General features: G+C 73.1%; 16 protein-coding genes. All 16 read left to right on the top strand.

All coding sequences use genetic code 11. The features are described from left to right. The first annotated feature begins 112 nt into the window (after window positions 1–112). The 16 genes from OG883_RS43830 to OG883_RS43755 all read left to right on the top strand — a co-directional run bounded on the left by OG883_RS43830 (window position 113) and on the right by OG883_RS43755 (window position 16,312). Window positions 113–2,134: a hypothetical protein gene (locus tag OG883_RS43830; protein WP_266554016.1), complete on the top strand. Its 2,022-nt coding sequence runs from the start codon at window positions 113–115 to the stop codon at window positions 2,132–2,134. Between the two features lie 142 nt (window positions 2,135–2,276). After that, the gene (locus OG883_RS43825; RefSeq protein WP_266554014.1) at window positions 2,277–3,101 is read left to right on the top strand and encodes a hypothetical protein; all 825 of its coding nucleotides are present in this window, start codon (window positions 2,277–2,279) and stop codon (window positions 3,099–3,101) included. 2 nt (window positions 3,102–3,103) lie between these two features. Then, the gene (locus tag OG883_RS43820) at window positions 3,104–4,306 is read left to right on the top strand and encodes a peptidase M23 (RefSeq protein ID WP_266554012.1); all 1,203 of its coding nucleotides are present in this window, start codon (window positions 3,104–3,106) and stop codon (window positions 4,304–4,306) included. Between the two features lie 243 nt (window positions 4,307–4,549). Continuing rightward, window positions 4,550–5,563 (top strand): MFS transporter, encoded by a 1,014-nt coding sequence (locus tag OG883_RS43815; protein ID WP_266554010.1) that lies wholly within the window; start codon window positions 4,550–4,552, stop codon window positions 5,561–5,563. Between the two features lie 787 nt (window positions 5,564–6,350). After that, window positions 6,351–7,523 (top strand): MFS transporter, encoded by a 1,173-nt coding sequence (locus OG883_RS43810; RefSeq protein WP_266554008.1) that lies wholly within the window; start codon window positions 6,351–6,353, stop codon window positions 7,521–7,523. Beyond that, window positions 7,520–8,197: an HAD family phosphatase gene (locus OG883_RS43805; protein ID WP_266554006.1), complete on the top strand. Its 678-nt coding sequence runs from the start codon at window positions 7,520–7,522 to the stop codon at window positions 8,195–8,197. The genes OG883_RS43810 and OG883_RS43805 overlap by 4 nt, the downstream gene beginning before the upstream one ends. A 126-nt stretch (window positions 8,198–8,323) precedes the next feature. Further along, window positions 8,324–9,154 carry a hypothetical protein gene (locus OG883_RS43800; protein WP_266554004.1) on the top strand — a complete coding sequence of 277 codons (831 nt, stop codon included), beginning with the start codon at window positions 8,324–8,326 and terminating at the stop codon, window positions 9,152–9,154. A 102-nt stretch (window positions 9,155–9,256) separates the two neighbouring features. Continuing rightward, the gene (locus tag OG883_RS43795; RefSeq protein WP_266554002.1) at window positions 9,257–9,595 is read left to right on the top strand and encodes an SH3 domain-containing protein; all 339 of its coding nucleotides are present in this window, start codon (window positions 9,257–9,259) and stop codon (window positions 9,593–9,595) included. 128 nt (window positions 9,596–9,723) lie between these two features. After that, the gene (gene trpA, locus OG883_RS43790; RefSeq protein ID WP_266554000.1) at window positions 9,724–10,560 is read left to right on the top strand and encodes a tryptophan synthase subunit alpha; all 837 of its coding nucleotides are present in this window, start codon (window positions 9,724–9,726) and stop codon (window positions 10,558–10,560) included. Between the two features lie 58 nt (window positions 10,561–10,618). Beyond that, window positions 10,619–11,371, top strand: coding sequence for an HNH endonuclease family protein (locus tag OG883_RS43785; protein WP_266553998.1), 753 nt, complete (start codon window positions 10,619–10,621; stop codon window positions 11,369–11,371). 13 nt (window positions 11,372–11,384) lie between these two features. Next, complete coding sequence (locus tag OG883_RS43780; RefSeq protein WP_266553996.1) at window positions 11,385–11,612, top strand: hypothetical protein; 228 nt, start codon at window positions 11,385–11,387, stop codon at window positions 11,610–11,612. A gap of 112 nt (window positions 11,613–11,724) precedes the next feature. After that, window positions 11,725–12,576: a hypothetical protein gene (locus OG883_RS43775; protein WP_266553994.1), complete on the top strand. Its 852-nt coding sequence runs from the start codon at window positions 11,725–11,727 to the stop codon at window positions 12,574–12,576. Window positions 12,577–12,617: 41 nt separating this feature from the next. Then, the gene (locus OG883_RS43770) at window positions 12,618–13,862 is read left to right on the top strand and encodes a hypothetical protein (protein ID WP_266553992.1); all 1,245 of its coding nucleotides are present in this window, start codon (window positions 12,618–12,620) and stop codon (window positions 13,860–13,862) included. 324 nt (window positions 13,863–14,186) lie between these two features. After that, on the top strand, window positions 14,187–15,422 hold the full coding sequence (locus tag OG883_RS43765; RefSeq protein ID WP_266553990.1) for an MFS transporter: 1,236 nt from the start codon (window positions 14,187–14,189) through the stop codon (window positions 15,420–15,422). A 2-nt stretch (window positions 15,423–15,424) separates the two neighbouring features. After that, window positions 15,425–15,574, top strand: a complete 150-nt coding sequence (locus OG883_RS43760) for a hypothetical protein (RefSeq protein WP_266553984.1) — start codon at window positions 15,425–15,427, stop codon at window positions 15,572–15,574. 144 nt (window positions 15,575–15,718) lie between these two features. Next, window positions 15,719–16,312: a hypothetical protein gene (locus OG883_RS43755; protein WP_266553982.1), complete on the top strand. Its 594-nt coding sequence runs from the start codon at window positions 15,719–15,721 to the stop codon at window positions 16,310–16,312. The last annotated feature ends 74 nt before the right edge of the window (window positions 16,313–16,386 follow it).

Raw genomic sequence — 16,386 nt, 5'->3', positions numbered from 1 at the left:
TGACCTCACGACAGCGCAACCTGACCGCCACGGTCGCGGCCTGCGCGGCCACCGGCGCCCCGGGCGCCGGCGCCACCCCAGACCCGGTGGCCGACGGTCTGGAGCCGATGGCATGAAGCAACTGCTGAAACGATTCCGCTACGCGGCGATCCGGATCTGGCTCGCCCTGCCGCGGCTGCGCACCCTGATGATCCCCACGGCCGGCATCCTGGCCACCCTCGGCGTCCTCGCACCGGCCGCGGCCGCCGACGGCACCGACGACTACAAGCCGGGCGGCATCGGCGACATGATGCCGTCTCCCTTCAAACCCCCGGGCCAGGGAACGCTGTTCGAGTCCTACAGCCCCGAGGTGTACCAGCTCGACAAGCAGCTCTCGGACGACCTGACCGGCGGCGACTTGATCGACGGCTGGCTGCACGGGTTCGGGAACATGCTGATGCAGGTCCTCACCCTGGTGGGCCGGGCCGCCGTGGTGGTGGTCGGCTGGTGCTTCAACGTGGTCAGCCTCCCGGAGGTCGAGGGCGCCATCTCCAAGGCGATCGGCGCCGCGGCCGGCCCGATGATGACGACGTTCCTGCCGACCGCCGTCGCGGTCGGCGCCTTCGTCGCCTGGGCCAAGAAGTCGGAGTCCTCCCCGCTCGGGCAGCTCGCCTGGGTCGCTGCGAGCGCGGCGATCGCCACCACCTTCCTTGTCGCTCCCGCCACCTGGGTCAAGGGCGTCGACAACGGACGGCAGTTGGGCGCCTCGGTCGCCATGACCACGATCGGCGCCGGTCTGTCCGGCAACGACGACGCGGCGATGCCGTTCAAGACACCCACCCCGAAGTGGTCGGACAACGAGAAGGACAACACGGTCCGCCGGGCCGGCGACGCGGTGTGGCGCACATATGTGGCAACGCCCTGGTGCATAGCGGATCTTGGGTCCGTCAAGGCATGCCAGAGGTGGGGCAACGAGGTCGTCAAGCTCGGCACCGACATGGACGCGCGTGAGGACTACCTCTCCTCCACCCTCAACGACGAGACCGTCGGCAGTGAAGCCGTCCAGTGGCGCCAGGGACACACCCCCGGCGGCCGGATCGGTGTCCTCATCGCCGGCATCATCAGCTGCGTCATCTTCTGCGCCCTCGCCCTGACCTTGGCCTTCACGACTTTGGCCAGTCTCATCGGCGCGTTGATGCTGCTGGTCTGCGGCGTCGCATTCGCCACCCTCTGGTGCATTCCAGGAAAACCGAGGCAGTGGGGGGTGCAATGGTTTGAAATGCTCATCGGTCTGGTGATGGTCTCGTTCACCGCGACCATGCTCCTCGGCTCGGTCATGGTGGTCTGCGTCGCGATGATGTCGCTGCTGCCGACCTACGGCTGGCTCATGGTCAGCGCCCTCAACATCTGCGCCGCCGCCATGGCGTTCAAGGTCAAGGGCCGCCTCGACGGCATCGTCGGCGCCGGCGGCGCCCAGATGGCCGGCCGCGGTGTGCTCTCCACTCTCGGCCGGATGCGCTCCGCCCGCCGCCTGCGCAACGCAGTCGGCGGCGGCCGGAGGCGGGGCCGCTTCGGCGACATGGACCGTCACCCCACCCCCGACAGCCGCGGCGGCGGACGCGGCGGCAGCGGCGACGACTCCGGCAGCGGATCGTCCAACACCGGCGATGTCCGCAGCCGTCCCAGCCGCACGATCCCGCCGCCGCCGAGCTACCCGCCCACCGCGCACCGGCCCGGACCGGGTGGCCCCGGCCTCCCCGGCGCACCGTCAGGACCCACCGGTCCCGCCGGCACTGGTCCCGGCGCGCCCAGCGGACGGCGCACCCGCCCCGGTACCGGACCCCGCCCCGGACCGCGCCGGCCCAGCGGCCCCGGACGCACTGGGCCGGGAGGCACGACCGCGGGCGGCTACACCGTGCGGCCCGGCGCGCCCCGGCGTACCGGAGTCCCGCCGGCCAACCCGTCCCACAGGCCCACCACCATCCAGGGCACCGTCATCAACCGGCCGGCCAACCCGACCGGCGCCAGGTTCCGCACCTATCCGCCGCCGGCCACCCCGCGGCCGCCGCGTACGCCCGGCCGCCCGCCGGGCAGCGGCGCCCTGCCGGCCAGCGGAACCCGTAACGGACCGCCTCGCCCGCGCGGGAGTTCCTGAGCCCGCCTGACCCCGGGCGCCCGCCCACCCCTTCCACCCGCACGAGATCCCCGGCGGTCCGGCCGCAACAGGCGGCCGGACCGCCCCGGGGCCATCTCGCCATGCCCGCATACCCCTATGCGCCGCCCGTACGGAGCCCGTTGTGACGCACGAGAAGGACCCCCGCACCCCTGACACCGACTCCGCCACGTCCCGCAGGAAGTCCGGGCGGGCGCCGGTGCCGCAGAGCGCCGCCGAGTGGCGCGAGCTGCTGGCCCGGGAGGAACTCCCGCCCGAGATCGACGAGTTGCGCGGCCGCAAGCGCCGCAAGGCAAAGCGCCGGTGGCGCTCGGCCCGCCGTGACGAGCGCACCGAGTGGATCCGCGAGGAACGCAAGAAGACCCCCACGCCGGCGGTCATCCCGGTCATCGCCCTGATCGTGGCGGCGGCTGTTGCAGGCGCTGCCTGGCTGTGGCCCGACCACCACGGCGCCGACACCGCGAAGCCCAAGGCGACTCCGACCGTGGTGGCGCCCGAAGCGCCGTCCAGCGCCTCGCCCACGCCCACGGCGAGCGCGCCCACGGTGGCCGACAACCCCGAGGCCGTCGCCAGGGCATTCGTCACCGCCTACACCGAACGCCGCCCGGTCCAGGACGGCAGCCACAAGGCGGCCGTGCAGCGTGCCGCCCCGTACGCCTCCACCCCCCTCGTGGAGAACCTCACCAAGCACGACGACCGCGACTTCAACCAGCTGGTCGCCGCGCAGGCCACCGAGGCCAAGCCCACCAAGGTCGACGTCGGGCGGCCCAGCGCGAAGGACCGGCCCGCACCGGACACCTCGGTCCGCGTCTACCTGCAGGCTGACGTGACCCTCGACGTCAAGGCCACCGACCCCTACAGCTACACCCGCCACCTGACCATCGAGGTCGCGCGCGCCGACGCCGCCTCCCGCTGGATGGTCACCCGCGTCCTCGGGCTGGAGGAGTAGCCGTGGACGAGCGGGATCTCATGCGCGGCGCCCTCAAGGCCACCGGAGTCGTCAAGAAGGGCGCGCAGCTCAAGTTCGGCGCCATCGCCCTGGTCGTCTTCTTCGTCGGGCTGCTCCTGCTCGGCATGTTCTTCCCCGCCGGGAAGGCGAGCGCCTCCGACTGCGAGGACACCGGGCCCGGCACAGCAGACGCCTCCGCCGTCTCGGACGCCGACGGCGCCGGCAGCCAGGCCTCCGGCACCCTGCACGACCAGCAGGTCGAGTACGCCAAGGAGATCGACAAGGCGGCCAAGAAGGCCAAGCTGCCCGGCCGCGCCACCCTCATCGCGCTCATGACCGCGATGCAGGAGAGCACGATGCAGAACCTGGATCACGGTGACCGCGACTCGGTGGGGCTCTTCCAGCAGCGGCCCTCCATGGACTGGGGCACCAAGCAGCAGATCATGACGCCGAGCTACTCCGCCGAATCGTTCTTCCTCGGCCGCGGCACGAACGGCGGCCTCGTCGACGTCAAAGGCTGGGACAAGCTCCCCCTCGGCACGGCCGCCCAGAAGGTCCAGAACTCCGCCCACCCCGAGCTGTACGCCGGGCACGAGACGGCGATGCGCAAGCTCGCCAAGGACGCCGACATCAACCTCGAGCGCGGCGGCTCCACCACCGGCTCCGGCGACTCCAGCAGCGCCGGCGGCGACAGCACGCCGGTCACCAGCGAGAACAACGGGTGCGGCGTGGCGAAGCCGGGCACCGGCGGCGGCACGGGCGGCAGCGCCGGCGGCAAGTTCACCGACGGCAAGCAGACCTGGGAGTTGAAGAACCCGCGCTCGGTGGATGAGGCCATCGCCTGGGCCAAGAAGCACTCCGGGCCGGGCTCCTCCGCCGACTGGTACCAGCGCTGCCTGGCCTTCACCGCGATCGTCTACGGCTGGCAGTTCTCCGGCGTCAACTACGCCATCGACCACTACCAAGTCGTCCCGAAGTCCATGCAGCACGACGGCGACCGCCATCCCCCCGCGGGGGCCCTGATGTATTGGGACACAGGCCACCGGGCCGGGCACATCGCCGTCTACCTCGGAGGCGGCAAGGTCGCCTCGAACGACATCTTGAGGCCGGGTTACATCGACGTCGTCGACGCCGAGTTGTTCGAAACCAAGTGGGGCGCGAAGTACATCGGCTGGACCCCGCCGGTCTTCCCCAAGGCCGGATAGTCGCCGGCCCCTGATGAGGACTCATCGTAGGCATCTGCGCCGCCCTCGCCGCAGGGCCTGCCCCCACGCTCCCGTCCAGTTGGGCGCAGGCCCTGGTCGGGACCGATCCCGGTCGCCGGGCGCCGCCCGGTCCACGAGGAGTCCTCCACGCAGGCCGGCCCGTCCCCCGGGATGGGCCGGCCCCTCCTCCCGCGCGGCCGCCGCGCACCCTCCCCGGCGTACGACACCAAGGACCGCTCGCCCATGACCACCAGCCCCCTCCTGCACCGTCCGCGCAGATCCGCTGTCCGCGCGGCCTCCCGCTACCGCGACGTCCTGGCCACCCCGTACGTCACCCGCCTCCTGGCGGGCGCGGTCATAGGCCACCTCCCCGTCGCCATGGCCCCGTTGGCGATCCTGATCGCCGTCCGCGCCGACGGCGGCACGCTGAGCTTCGCCGGAGTCCTCGCCGCCGTGTATGGACTGGCCGCTGCGATCGGGCAGCCGCTGTGGGGACGCCTGCTGGACCGGCACGGCCACCGCCTCGCCATCGGACTCACCTCCCTCGCCTCCACCGCGGCCTTCCTGGTCCTGGCCTTCCTCCACCCGGCCGACCACCAAGCCCCCGCCGCAGTCGTCGCGGCGGCCGCAGGCCTGTGCACGCCGCCGCTGGAAGCCGCGCTCCGCGTCCTGTGGCCGCACGTCGTCGACAACCCGCAGCACCGCCGCGCCGCGCTCGCTCTCGATGCCTGCGCCCAGGAGCTCGTATTCATCGGCGGGCCGCTCCTCGTCCTCGGACTCGACGCCGTGAACGGCACCGCCCTCGTGCTCACCGCCACCGCCGTGATCGGAGGGGTGGGCGCCGCGCTGTTCCTCACCGCCCCACCCACCCGCACCTGGCAGCCGGTCCCCACCCGCACACACTGGATCGGACCGATCCGGGTCCCTGGCCTGCGCGCCCTGGCCGCCGCCCTGTTCGGAGCGGGCATCACCCTGGGGGCCTTGAACGTGGTGGCCCTCGCGGCGGCGGAACGCCACCACGCCGGCTACTTGGTGACGCTGATCCCTGCCGCGCTCGCCGTCGGTAGCCTGACGGGCGGACTGCTCTATGGCCGGCGCACCTGGCCGGGCTCGCCAGCCCGCCAACTGCTGTTCATCGGAGGCGGGTTCCTGCTCGGTTCGCTGCCGATGCTCGCCGATCCCGTCCCCGCCCTGGCCATCGCGGCCGCCGTACTGCCCCCCACTGAACCGCCCGCCGGGCAGGACGACAGCACCTGAGCACGTATCCCACCACCGTCCCGACGGCGAGTGCGACTGCGAGGGTCATCGCCCCATGGTGGCAGGCCTCGCCGGCGTCTCACGCGATCCGCGCGCCCTCACCTCCGGCCGCCTGCGGCCAAACAGCCGAGCCGCTGGCCGGATTGAGATGAACCGGGGCATTCGCCCCCGCAGCGCGCCGCCCTGCGGCTACCGTGACCCCAGCGCCCGGCGCACATCCCCCGTGTGTGCGCCGGGCCTCGTCGTACTCGGCGACCGTGACAACTGCGCTGTCGTCTGGGGCGCACGCGCCTGTCATCGGCGATCACATCAGCCGGCACCGGACTGCCCGCTCGAGGCGAGCAGCCGTCGTGGAGCGTCAGTGCGCCCGGCATTCGCCCGTAGTGGGGCGCGGGGCTACGCCATGACCAGGGCCAGGCCCAGGAACAGGACGCCCAGGGCCAATTCGGCATTCGGCAACCTCAACTGTCGTCGCGTAGACGACATTAGCCGCCAAATAGGCGCTTTTCGGTAGTCGAGGCCGGAGATTGCGCGAACTCCATCCACAGGCTGACCAGGTGATGCTCAGTGCTCACCACCGGCCGGTGACCAACTGCGCTCCGCCCACGGCGAGAACCGACTCGCCAAGCCTTCCACTGCCCTCTTGCCGCCTTCCACGTGAGGACGTCATGCACATCGTCATGCTCACGCGTGCCCGTCACCGGATCCCGCGTCATCGCAGCACACTCCGCCCCCGCGCCGGCCGAACACCGCGGCCCCCCCGGCCGCTCACCCTCCGGGTGGCGAGATGACGACCACTAACGCGCAGGCCGTGCCGACGGCGCCCCCGACAGCAGACCGGCGGCTGCTGACCGGCGTCTTCGCCGCCCTCGGCATCGCTATGGCCGTCTGGGGCGCACGGTTGCCCGCGGTCCAGACGGCCGTCCACCTCAGTGCAGGCCAGCTCGCGATCGTCCTGCTCGGCGCAGCAGCTGGCATGGTCGCCGGGCTTCAGGCCGGCGGGCGCCTGGCCGCCCGGCGCGGGCCATCGCACCTGCTCGTCGGACCGACGATCGCGTTCGGCTGCTCCCTCATCCTTCTGGGCCAGTGCCGGACGCTGCCGACGCTGGTCCTGGGCGCGGCGGTGTTCGGCTGCGCCCACGGTCTGCTCGACGTCGGCGCGAACTCCTCCGCCGTCAACTGCCAGCGGGCTTACCAGCGGCCGATCATGTCGGGGCTGCACGCCGCCTACTCGATCGGTGCGCTCGGCGGCGCCGCGCTGGTGGTCGCCACAACCTGGATGCCGTACCGCCTGCTGTTCACCCTGGTCGGTGCCGGCACCGTTCTCGCAGCCCTCGCAGCACACCGTGCGGTACGCACCGCACAGAGCCTCGACGGAATGTCTGAGCGCGCGGAACCGGCGGATGAGGACACCCAGGTGGTCCCCTCTCGCCGCGTCACCGTGTGGCTGCTCGGCGCGCTTGCGGCTGCGTGTCTGCTCGCCGAGGGCGCCGCCGCAGACTGGTCGGCGGTTCACCTGCGCTCCCTGCACGCCTCCGAAGCGACCGCCGCGGCCGCGTACGCCGTCTACAGCGCCGCCATGGCCATCGGCCGACTGTTCGGCGACCGGCTGACGTCGCGCTACGGCGCACCCGCCATGGTCCGCGCCGGGGCGGTTCTGGCCACCGTCGGCCTTGGCGCCGGCGTGGCCATCGGCACGACCCCGAGTGCGCTCCTCGGCTGGATGGCCATCGGTCTCGGCCTCTCCACGGCCGTCCCCTCACTCATCACCGCCGCCGGACGCGGAGGGCCCCGCGCTGTCGGCGCCGTGGCCGCGACCGGCTACCTCGGCCTGCTCGCCGGCCCCGCTGCCATCGGCGCGCTCGCCTCCCTCACCAGCCTGCCCGCGGCCCTCGCACTGCCCGTTGTCCTGGCGGCCTGCGTCGCGCTCACCGCCCACCGAGCCCTGGAGCAACGATGACCGCACCTACCCCGACAACCCTGCGCCGCAGACGACTTGAGGCCGCGATTCTCGACTACAACGGGGTCCTCGGCGTGCAGCCGAGCCCCACCCAGTGGAGGGGCCTGGCCGAACTCGCCGGATGGCCCGCGCAGGAGGCCGCGGCGTTCCAAAAGGCGTTCTGGAAGCGGCGCACGGCGTACGACGAGGGCACGATCACCACGCACGTCTTCTGGGACGGCCTGCTACGTGGTGGTCTGTCGGCCAGGCCCGGCAGCGCCCTTCTGGCGGAGCTGACCCACGCCGACACCCAGATGTGGACGACCATCGACCCGGCCGTGCTGGAGGTCCTGCACGCCGCGCACCGGGCCGGAACTCCCTTGGTGCTCTTGTCCAATGCTCCCCGGCCCCTGGCTGCAGCGCTCGACGCGACCGACTGGTGCGCCACGTTGTTCACCAAGACCGTGTACTCCGCGCGAATCGGTGTGAACAAACCGCACCGCCGTGCGTACGAGGCTGCCCTCGCCGTGGCCGGATGGCCTTCCCCGGAGCAGACGCTCTTTGTCGACGACCGGGCCGACAACGTCGAAGCGGCGGCCCGTCTCGGGCTTCTCAGCAGCCACTACACCGGTGACCCCGGCGAGCTCGCCCGCCATCTCACCCAGCCGGCGGGCCAGCTGGCGAGACGGCCCTGAAATCTCCGGACTCTGTCCACAGGCCACCGCTTCGAAGATCGATTCACCAGCAGGCACCTCGCCTCGGCGCCCGATGCGTCGTCCGGCCGGGCCTGCTCATGCCAGCACTGGAGGCTGATCTCACTCATGCGTAAGACCCGTACGCGCGTGCTGCGTCGCGTCGTGGCGACCGCCGCGCTCGTCGCCGCCTCGGGGGCCCTGGCCGCCCCGGCTGCACTCGCCGCCACCGACTCACCATCACCCAAGGTGTCCGCCTCGGCGACGGACGACGCGTCACTCGCGCTGGAGCTGGAGCTTTCAGCGAAGGCCGACTCCCCGAGCCCGGACCCGACCGGAGAGCCGGGGACCGACCCGACGACGCCGCCGACCACGGACCCCACCGACCCGCCGACCACGGACCCGACCGAGCCGGGGACCGACCCCACCGACCCGCCGACCACGGATCCGACGGATCCCCCGACGACCGACCCGACGGACCCGCCCACGACGGATCCGACGGATCCCCCGACCACGGACCCGACGGACCCGCCCACGACGGATCCGACGGATCCCCCGACCACGGACCCGACGGACCCGCCCACGACGGATCCGACGGACCCGCCGACCACGGACCCGACGGACCCGCCCACGACGGACCCCACGGACCCGGGCACCGACCCGACCATCGAGCCGTCACCGGACCCGACCTCGGGAAGCGGCGGCTCGGGTGACGGTTCGGGCAAGGGGGACTCGGGCAAGGGCGGCGGCTCGCACAACTCGCCCAAGGGCGGTGCCACCGAGCAGATCAGCGCCAGCGACACCATCACGCCCGCCGGGAGCCTCGCGCACACGGGCGCGGACGGCAACACAGCGCTCGCCCTCACCGCCGGCGGCTTCCTCGCCGCCGGCCTGGCGACCGTGGGCGTCGTCGGCTACGGCAAGCGCCGTGCTGACCGCCGCACCGCCGACCAGGCCTGACGGCACCACGCCCGGGGCGCCCTGACGCGCCCCGGCCCCGGTGGCCCGCGCAATGGCGGGCCACCGGGCAACTCCACCACTCCTGAAGGGACCTTGAAGGCCATGGCCGTACTCAAGCGCTTCGCCACCGTCGCCCTGTCCGTCTCACTGCTGGCAGGCGGTGCCGCCGTCCTGGCGCCGACTGCGTCAGCCGCCAGCAGCGACTGCTCCAACTACGACCAGGGCGCCGAGGTCGATGGCAACGGCATCAACTTCCGCACCGGACCGTCCACTTCGTACAAGTCCAAGGGCCTGGTCTACGACAAGGACCAGCTGGGCCTCTACTGCAAGAGCGGCTCCTGGTACAAGGCCAAGCTCATCAACCGGTCCAAGGGCGGGCTGCCGGCCGGCACGTTCGGCTGGATCCGCCAGGACATGATCAAGTTCCACCTCGCCGGCTAGTCCCGGCTCCGCCCCGGCCGCCGCCCAGCGGCGGCCGGGGCCCGGCATCCCTCGCCCCCGCGCGCGTGCCACCCACCGCAAGATCGCGGGCCCCACTACCCCCACGCCCTGCGAAAGGCGCCCCCGTCATGACCACGCTGACCCCTGCCGCCACCGGGCTGACCGCACTGCTCACCCACCGCCAACGACCGGCCCTCGGCGCGTTCCTGCCCGCCGGCTTCCCCAACTGGACGGCCGGGATCGAGACCCTGCGCGCCTTCACCCGCCACGGCGCCGACTTCCTCGAAGTGGGCGTCCCGCACCACACCCCGACCCTCGACGGCCCGGACATCTCCGCCGCGTACGCACAGGCCCTGGGCCAGGGCGCGCGCATGGCCCACGTCTTCTCCACCATCCGCCTCACCGCCTCCAGCACCGCCGTCCCCGTGGTCGCCATGAGCTACTGGGCGCCCGTCCTCGACTTCGGCATCCAGCGCTTCGCCCAGGACCTCGCCCAGGCCGGCGCCGCCGGCGCGATGATCCCCGACCTGCCCGCGTCGGAGGCCGGCGAATGGATCGAAGCCGCCCGGAAGGCCGGCATCCACACCCCGCAATTCGCCCCGCGCAGCGCCGACGACGATCAGCTGGCCGCGATCGCCACGGCCGCCTCCGGCTGGATCTACGCCCCGGCCGCCCCCGCGCCCACCGGCTATCAGGGGGAACTGGACCTGCCCGCGCTCAACGACTTCACCGCACGGCTGCGCACGCACTCCCGCCTGCCCGTGGTCGGCGGAATCGGCATCTCGACCCCCCAACTCGCAGAACAGGTGGCTCCGTTCGTTGACGCGGTCGTGATCGGCTCCCCGCTGATCCGGCCCCTGCTGCAGGGGTCAGCACCGGCAGGTCTCGACGGTGCCGTGGAACAGGTCAGGGCCTTCGCACACGCCCTGCACACGCCTGCCTCCTCCCGCCCGCTCTCTGCGTGATCATCAAGGGGCGCCGCGGCAGCGGCGCCCACCCGGATCAAGAAGAGGTACCGCCGAGTTGAACGTCACCACCCGCCGCGCGGCACTGGCCGGCGTCGCCCTTGCCGCCACGCTGACCGGCTGCTCCGCCCTCGCCGACCAGCCCGGCAGCGACAACGCGAAGGCCGCCGCCCAGGGTCCGGCGGCGGCCGGCACCGCCCAGAGAGCCCTGGCCCGCCTCACGGTCAAGGGCCCCGCCCCGATGACCGGATACGACCGCGAAGCCAAGTTCGGGCCCGCCTGGTCGGACACCACCACCGCGCCCGGATCGGGCAATTCGTGCGATACCCGAAACGATGTTCTTCGCCGCGACCTGCACAAGATCACGTTCAAGGGGACCTCCCGCTGCGTGATCGCAACCGGCACTCTCGAGGACCCCTACACCGGCAAGCGCATCAACTTCGTCCGCGGCCCGCAGAGCGCCAAGGTGCAGATCGACCACGCCGTCGCGCTCGGCGCGAGCTGGCGCACCGGCGCCGCCCAACTCACCCAGGAACAAAGGCGTGCAGTAGGCAACGACCCCTTGAATTTGATTTCCGCCGATGGCCCGGCGAACTCCGCGAAGTCCGACGCGGATGCGGCCACCTGGCTTCCGCCCAACAAGACCTTCCGCTGCTCGTACGTCGCACGGCAGATCGCGGTCAAGGCCAAGTACCACCTGTGGGTCACACCGCCGGAGAAGACCGCCATGACCCGCGTCCTGGCCGGCTGCCCCAACCAGGTGCTGCCCACCGACGCCAGCACGGGCGTCGCCCTGCCGGGCCAGAAGTAGAGAAGGAGACGTCGTGCACACCCAACGCCGCATCCCGCCGGGCCGCACCGAGGGGGCCGTGCGACGGCCCCGGCCCGCGCCCTTGTCCCCGCCGCCGGAATGGCGGGCCCAGCACCTGTTCGTGGAACCCCGCTACTTCAACCTCAGCACGGCGGGGGACGACGACTTCGACGACGTCGCCGTGCCGGCCCCCACCGAGCCGCCGGCCTTCCGACCGAGCCGCCGCCCGTACCGACCCTGACCGACCCTGACCGCCCCCGATGTCGCCGACTCGGAGCCGCGCCCAGGCCGGCTCCCCGGCTTCCCCCCTCGACGTCTGGAGCCTCACCGCGCCGCACTGACCCGGAGGTTGCATGTCCCGCATCGACGTCCCGCCGAGACCCTCCTCGTCCGCGTACTGGTCCCCGCCCGCCGTGCCCCCGCTCCTCGCCGCCGTGAGCGACGGCCGGCAGCCGCCGCAGTCCGCCGGCCGAGGCTTCCGCGTCCTTCACGCACTGCTGAGCCTGGGCGCCGACCAGGAGCACCAGCTCGCCGACATCGCCCGCGCCGCAGGCCTGCAGCCCTCACACGCCTCCAAGCTCCTCAAGGCCGCCGCCCTGGAGCGCCTCGTCGAGCACGGCACCCGCCGCGGCACCTACCGGATCACCCGCGACGCCGCACCGCTCACCACGAACCCCGCCGGCACGGCCGCAGCCACCGCGCCGGTCCGCCGCGTCGTCGAGGACCTGCAGCAGGAGACCGGGCTCGCCGTGGCCTGGCACGAGCCGCACTTCAGGCTCGGCCTCGGACTGCACCTCACGCTCGTCGACCTGGCGTGCCCCCACCCCGAGCTGCGCACCGCGGCCGCGCAGCAGGACGACGACCCGCGCACGACCGCCGCCGGACGCGCCGCGCTCGCGTACGTTCCCGCCGAGCTCGCCGTCAACGCCGACGACCGTCCGCTCGTACTGCCGGCCGCCACGCGGGACACCATCCGCTCCAGCCGGATCGCGCTGCGCCGATGTCCCGGCATCTGCACCCTGGCCACGCCCGTCCTGCGCGGGCCACACCTGGTCGCCGTCCTCAGCCTCACCGGGGCCGACCCGCTGTTCCACGAGCCGCTTCGGGCGCAGGAGTTCGCGGTCCTGCTGCGCCGGGCGGCCAGCCGGGCAGCCGGCCCCTGCCGCCGGGATCCGGCCCCCGCGCCCGCCCGCCGCGTCGCCTGACCGCCTCTTTCACCGAACCTGCCCGAAGGACACCCACGACCATGGCTGCACACCGGCTCCTCGCGAACGGCGCCAACACCGACCACCCCGTCCCCGGCCTGCCGTTCGTCGACGACACCCACCTCGGCGCCGGCCCGCCCCCGGCCGCCACCGCGCCCCGCCCCACCCGGACCCCGGACCCGGAGTGCGCCGGCCTCGTGTGGATCGTCCACGCCCACCCGCACCTGGGCCGCACCGTCCTGCTGTACGAAGCCGGCCCCGACGGCACCGGACCGTGGGACTGGCAGAGCGACTGGCCCCTGGTGTCCAGGGCCGGCGGCTACTGGTGGGACGGCACCCGCTGGCACCGGCCGTCCCAGCTGTGGGACGAGGCCGCGGGCGCCTTCGAGCAGCAGCCCGTGCCCGCCGCAGCCACCGTCACCGCCGCCGACCTCCTCGACGACCCGCTGGCCGACGCCGGCCGCGGGCACCTGCACCGGGCGGCCGCCCTGACCGGGGAGAGCGCGGCCGTGGACACTGCGCAATGGCGTCACGACCTGGCCCGCTGGGCCGCCCACCGCACCACAGCCGACGGGCAACTGCCGCCGGAGTCCTGCGTGGTCACCCTCACCGCCCCCGAGCTGACCGGCGACCAACTGATCGGCACCACTGCCCTGGCCGCGACCGCCTCCATCAGCGCCTCGGCGCTGCGCGCCTACATCAGCCGCGGACAGGGCGCCGTCCCCGAGCCGCAGGCGATCGTCGCAGGCCGGCCGATGTGGTCCCGTCCCGTCGCCGAGAACTGGGCCGCCCACCGGCGCCGCCCCGCCGCCGCCCGCTGGCCGGCCCACCGCGACCGCCCGGTCCTACCGGCGGGCGCCGAGCAGATCCGACGGCGCCTCGACCCGGTCCTGTTCGCCGCACTGTGGGACGACCCCGAGCGGCGCGCCCGGTGGGCTCTGCGCCACCGCACCCCGGACGCCGTCCGGGACGTCGCCGCAGACCTCGCGCACCTCGTGGCCGACCGGCTGCAGGACACCCCGCCCGCCCAGGCGCTCGCCGAAGTCCTCACACAGGCCGCCCTCGCCAACTTCACTGCCGGAGACGCCCGTTCGCCCTCCGTCGACCAGGTCCTCGGCTGGCTCACCCAGCACCACCCCCACGCGGCCGAGCAGACCGTCACCGCCATCGCCGAGCAGGCCGCGCTGCGGTTCGGCATCCCACGCTCCGACACCACTCATCTGCTGCGCACCGACGCGTCCGCCGCACCGCCGGCTCCGGAGGACCCCCGCCGCGCAGCGGCGTGACCGAGCCCGCGCCCGGGAATCGGTGCACCCCGGACATGCTTCGCCTTTCAAGCATGTCCGGGGTGCACCGGACCGGCCACTGTGCGGCTGACCTGCCCATACGTTCACCACATCCCCGGCTTTCGGGGGGTCGGCACCACTGAAGAGGAGAGGCTCATGCGCCCTTGCCGTAAGAGTTCCGTCCGGTCCGTTCGCTCCGTCCGCTTCGTGCGCCCGTAAGGCACGAGCAGCACACCGAAGGCGGCCGCACCTCTGGTTCGGCCGCCTTCGGGCTGTCCGCCCCCATCGTGACGACCGCAGGTGGGACCTGCAGGGAGACGCCGCATGGCCACACACGCACCGGCCACCACCGCCGTGCCCACCGCGCCGACGGCGCGCTCCGTCGTCCGGATCCTGATCATCAGCTCGCTCGCGGTGAAGGCCGGCGGGTTCAGCTGGGACTTCCTCGGCTACTACGTGGCCGACGGCACCGGACATGGAACCACCGCGGCCGGCGCCGCCCTCACCGCATTCGGGATCGGCTGGTGCCTGGGCCAGGCCTCGGCCGGCGCGCTGACCGACCGGCTCGGCCAACGCGCCGCCCTGGTCGCCCTGATGATCCTTTCCGCGCTCGCGTGCCTCGCGCTTGCCGTCGCCACCTCCCTGCCCGCGCTGCTGGCCGTCGCCGTGTGCCTGGGACTGACCATGGAAGCCCACCGGCCGGCCGTCTCGGCCACCATCAACGAGGCGATCCCCACCGAGGCTGGCCGCACCCGCGCGCAGACCTGGACGTACTTCGCAAGCAACGTGGGCGTCGCGATCTGCGGTGGCGCCGGCGGCTACCTCGCCCACCACCACGGCTACCGGGCCTTGTTCGTCGTCAACGCCGTCGTGTGCCTGGCCTTCGCGCTCGTCGCCCGCCGGACCCTGGCCCCCAAGGCGGCAGCCGCCGGCGCCCCATCGCTCACCTACCGGCAGGTCCTGGGCGATCCGACGCTGCGCTGGATCACCGTGGTCGCCGTCTGCTCGATGTTCTGCGCCTGGGGGCTCGTCTCGGTCCTCCCGCTGCTGATGACCAGCGACCATCTCCCGGCCACGAGTTTCGGCGTGGCCATGGTCGCCAACACCGTCGCGGTCCTCGCCCTGACCCCGCCCCTGATGCGCCTGCTCGTCGGCCGCGGCGACGCCGTCCGGTTCCCGTTCGTGCCCGTGCTCGCCACCGGATCCGCGATCCTCGGCCTCGGCATCACCATCGCCGCCTTCCAGCACACCGCCCTCGGCTACGCGATCGCCGCCGTCGTCCTGGTCCCGGGCGAAGTCCTCTACAGCGTCGCCGTCGGCGCCTACATCTCCACCGCCGCCCCGCCCGGCGCCACCGGCCGCTACCAGGCCGTCGTCAGCGGGGCGACTGCGCTCGCCTCCCTGCCGCCGCTCGGGATCGCACTCGCCCTCGAAGCCGGCGGCCGCCCGCTGGTCGCCGTCCTCCTCGCAGCCAGCGCCGCGCTCGCCGTGGCCGCCTGCTACCCCCTCGCCCGCTCGCTGCGTCCCGGCACCGCCACCCGCCCTGACACCTGGAGTTGACCGTGACCGCGAAGTTCACCAATCTGCCCTGGCCCTCCCCGACCCCGCCGGACGCGCCACCGGCCGAAGGGCAGGCCACATCGCCCGTGGAGCCGGCACCGATCGCGGAGCCCGTCCCGAGCGGACCGGACACGGCCTCGTCCTCCGGCTGAGCGCAATGAGGATCTCCCGGACTCACGTCGGCGGCCCCGACCACATCAGCTGTGGTCAGGGGCCGTCGTCATGCACCGGCCCCTTGTCCGCCGCCAGGCGGGAGGGGAGCAGCTGACATGACCCGCACGGCGAAAGGGACACCAATGCCCGACCACCTCGTGATCCACTGCCCGAAGTGCCCGAGCGACGAAGTCGAAGCCCAGCTCGACCCGCCTGAAGGCGCCCCGTCCGTCGCCGCGTTCGCCTGCCTGCTGTGCGGCCACCGCTGGCATCCCGCCGAACTCCCACACCTCCTCGCGCCCGACTACGACCAGGCGTACGGCACGGCCCCCGCCCTGGCCGAGGAGGAACTGACCCTGGCCCTGTGGGCCGAGGGCATCAACCTGCGCGCCCAGGCGGCCCGGGACGGCCGCGGGCCCGCGGTCGACCACGGCGGATACCGGCTCTTCTACCTGCGCCAGGCCGCCTACCTCGACCGGGCCGCCCACGCGATGCAAGTCGCCGCGCACGGCGCCCTGATCGACGAGGAGCAGGCCGCCGACGCCGACGACGCGGCCGTGATGGCCGCCGACCTGCTCCTGCACCTCGACCTCGAGCTCGACCAGGTCCACGTCGAAGGCCTTCTCGGCGCCGAATCGCCCCAGTGGCAGTCGCCCGAGGGACTGCGCGGGTACGTGCGTCAGGAGTACGCCGCATGGCGCGAGTGGGAGGACTCCGCCCGCCTGCGCCGGGCTTGATTCTTCGGCTGCCGGGCCGATATGACCGCCGCGTGCGGGCTCGCAGAGGTCACGGGAGATAGGCGAGGACCTGG

Source organism: Streptomyces sp. NBC_01142 (assembly GCF_026341125.1).
In the GTDB taxonomy this organism is placed as follows: Bacteria; Actinomycetota; Actinomycetes; order Streptomycetales; family Streptomycetaceae; genus Streptomyces.
This window is presented reverse-complemented; position numbering and strand designations above follow the sequence as displayed.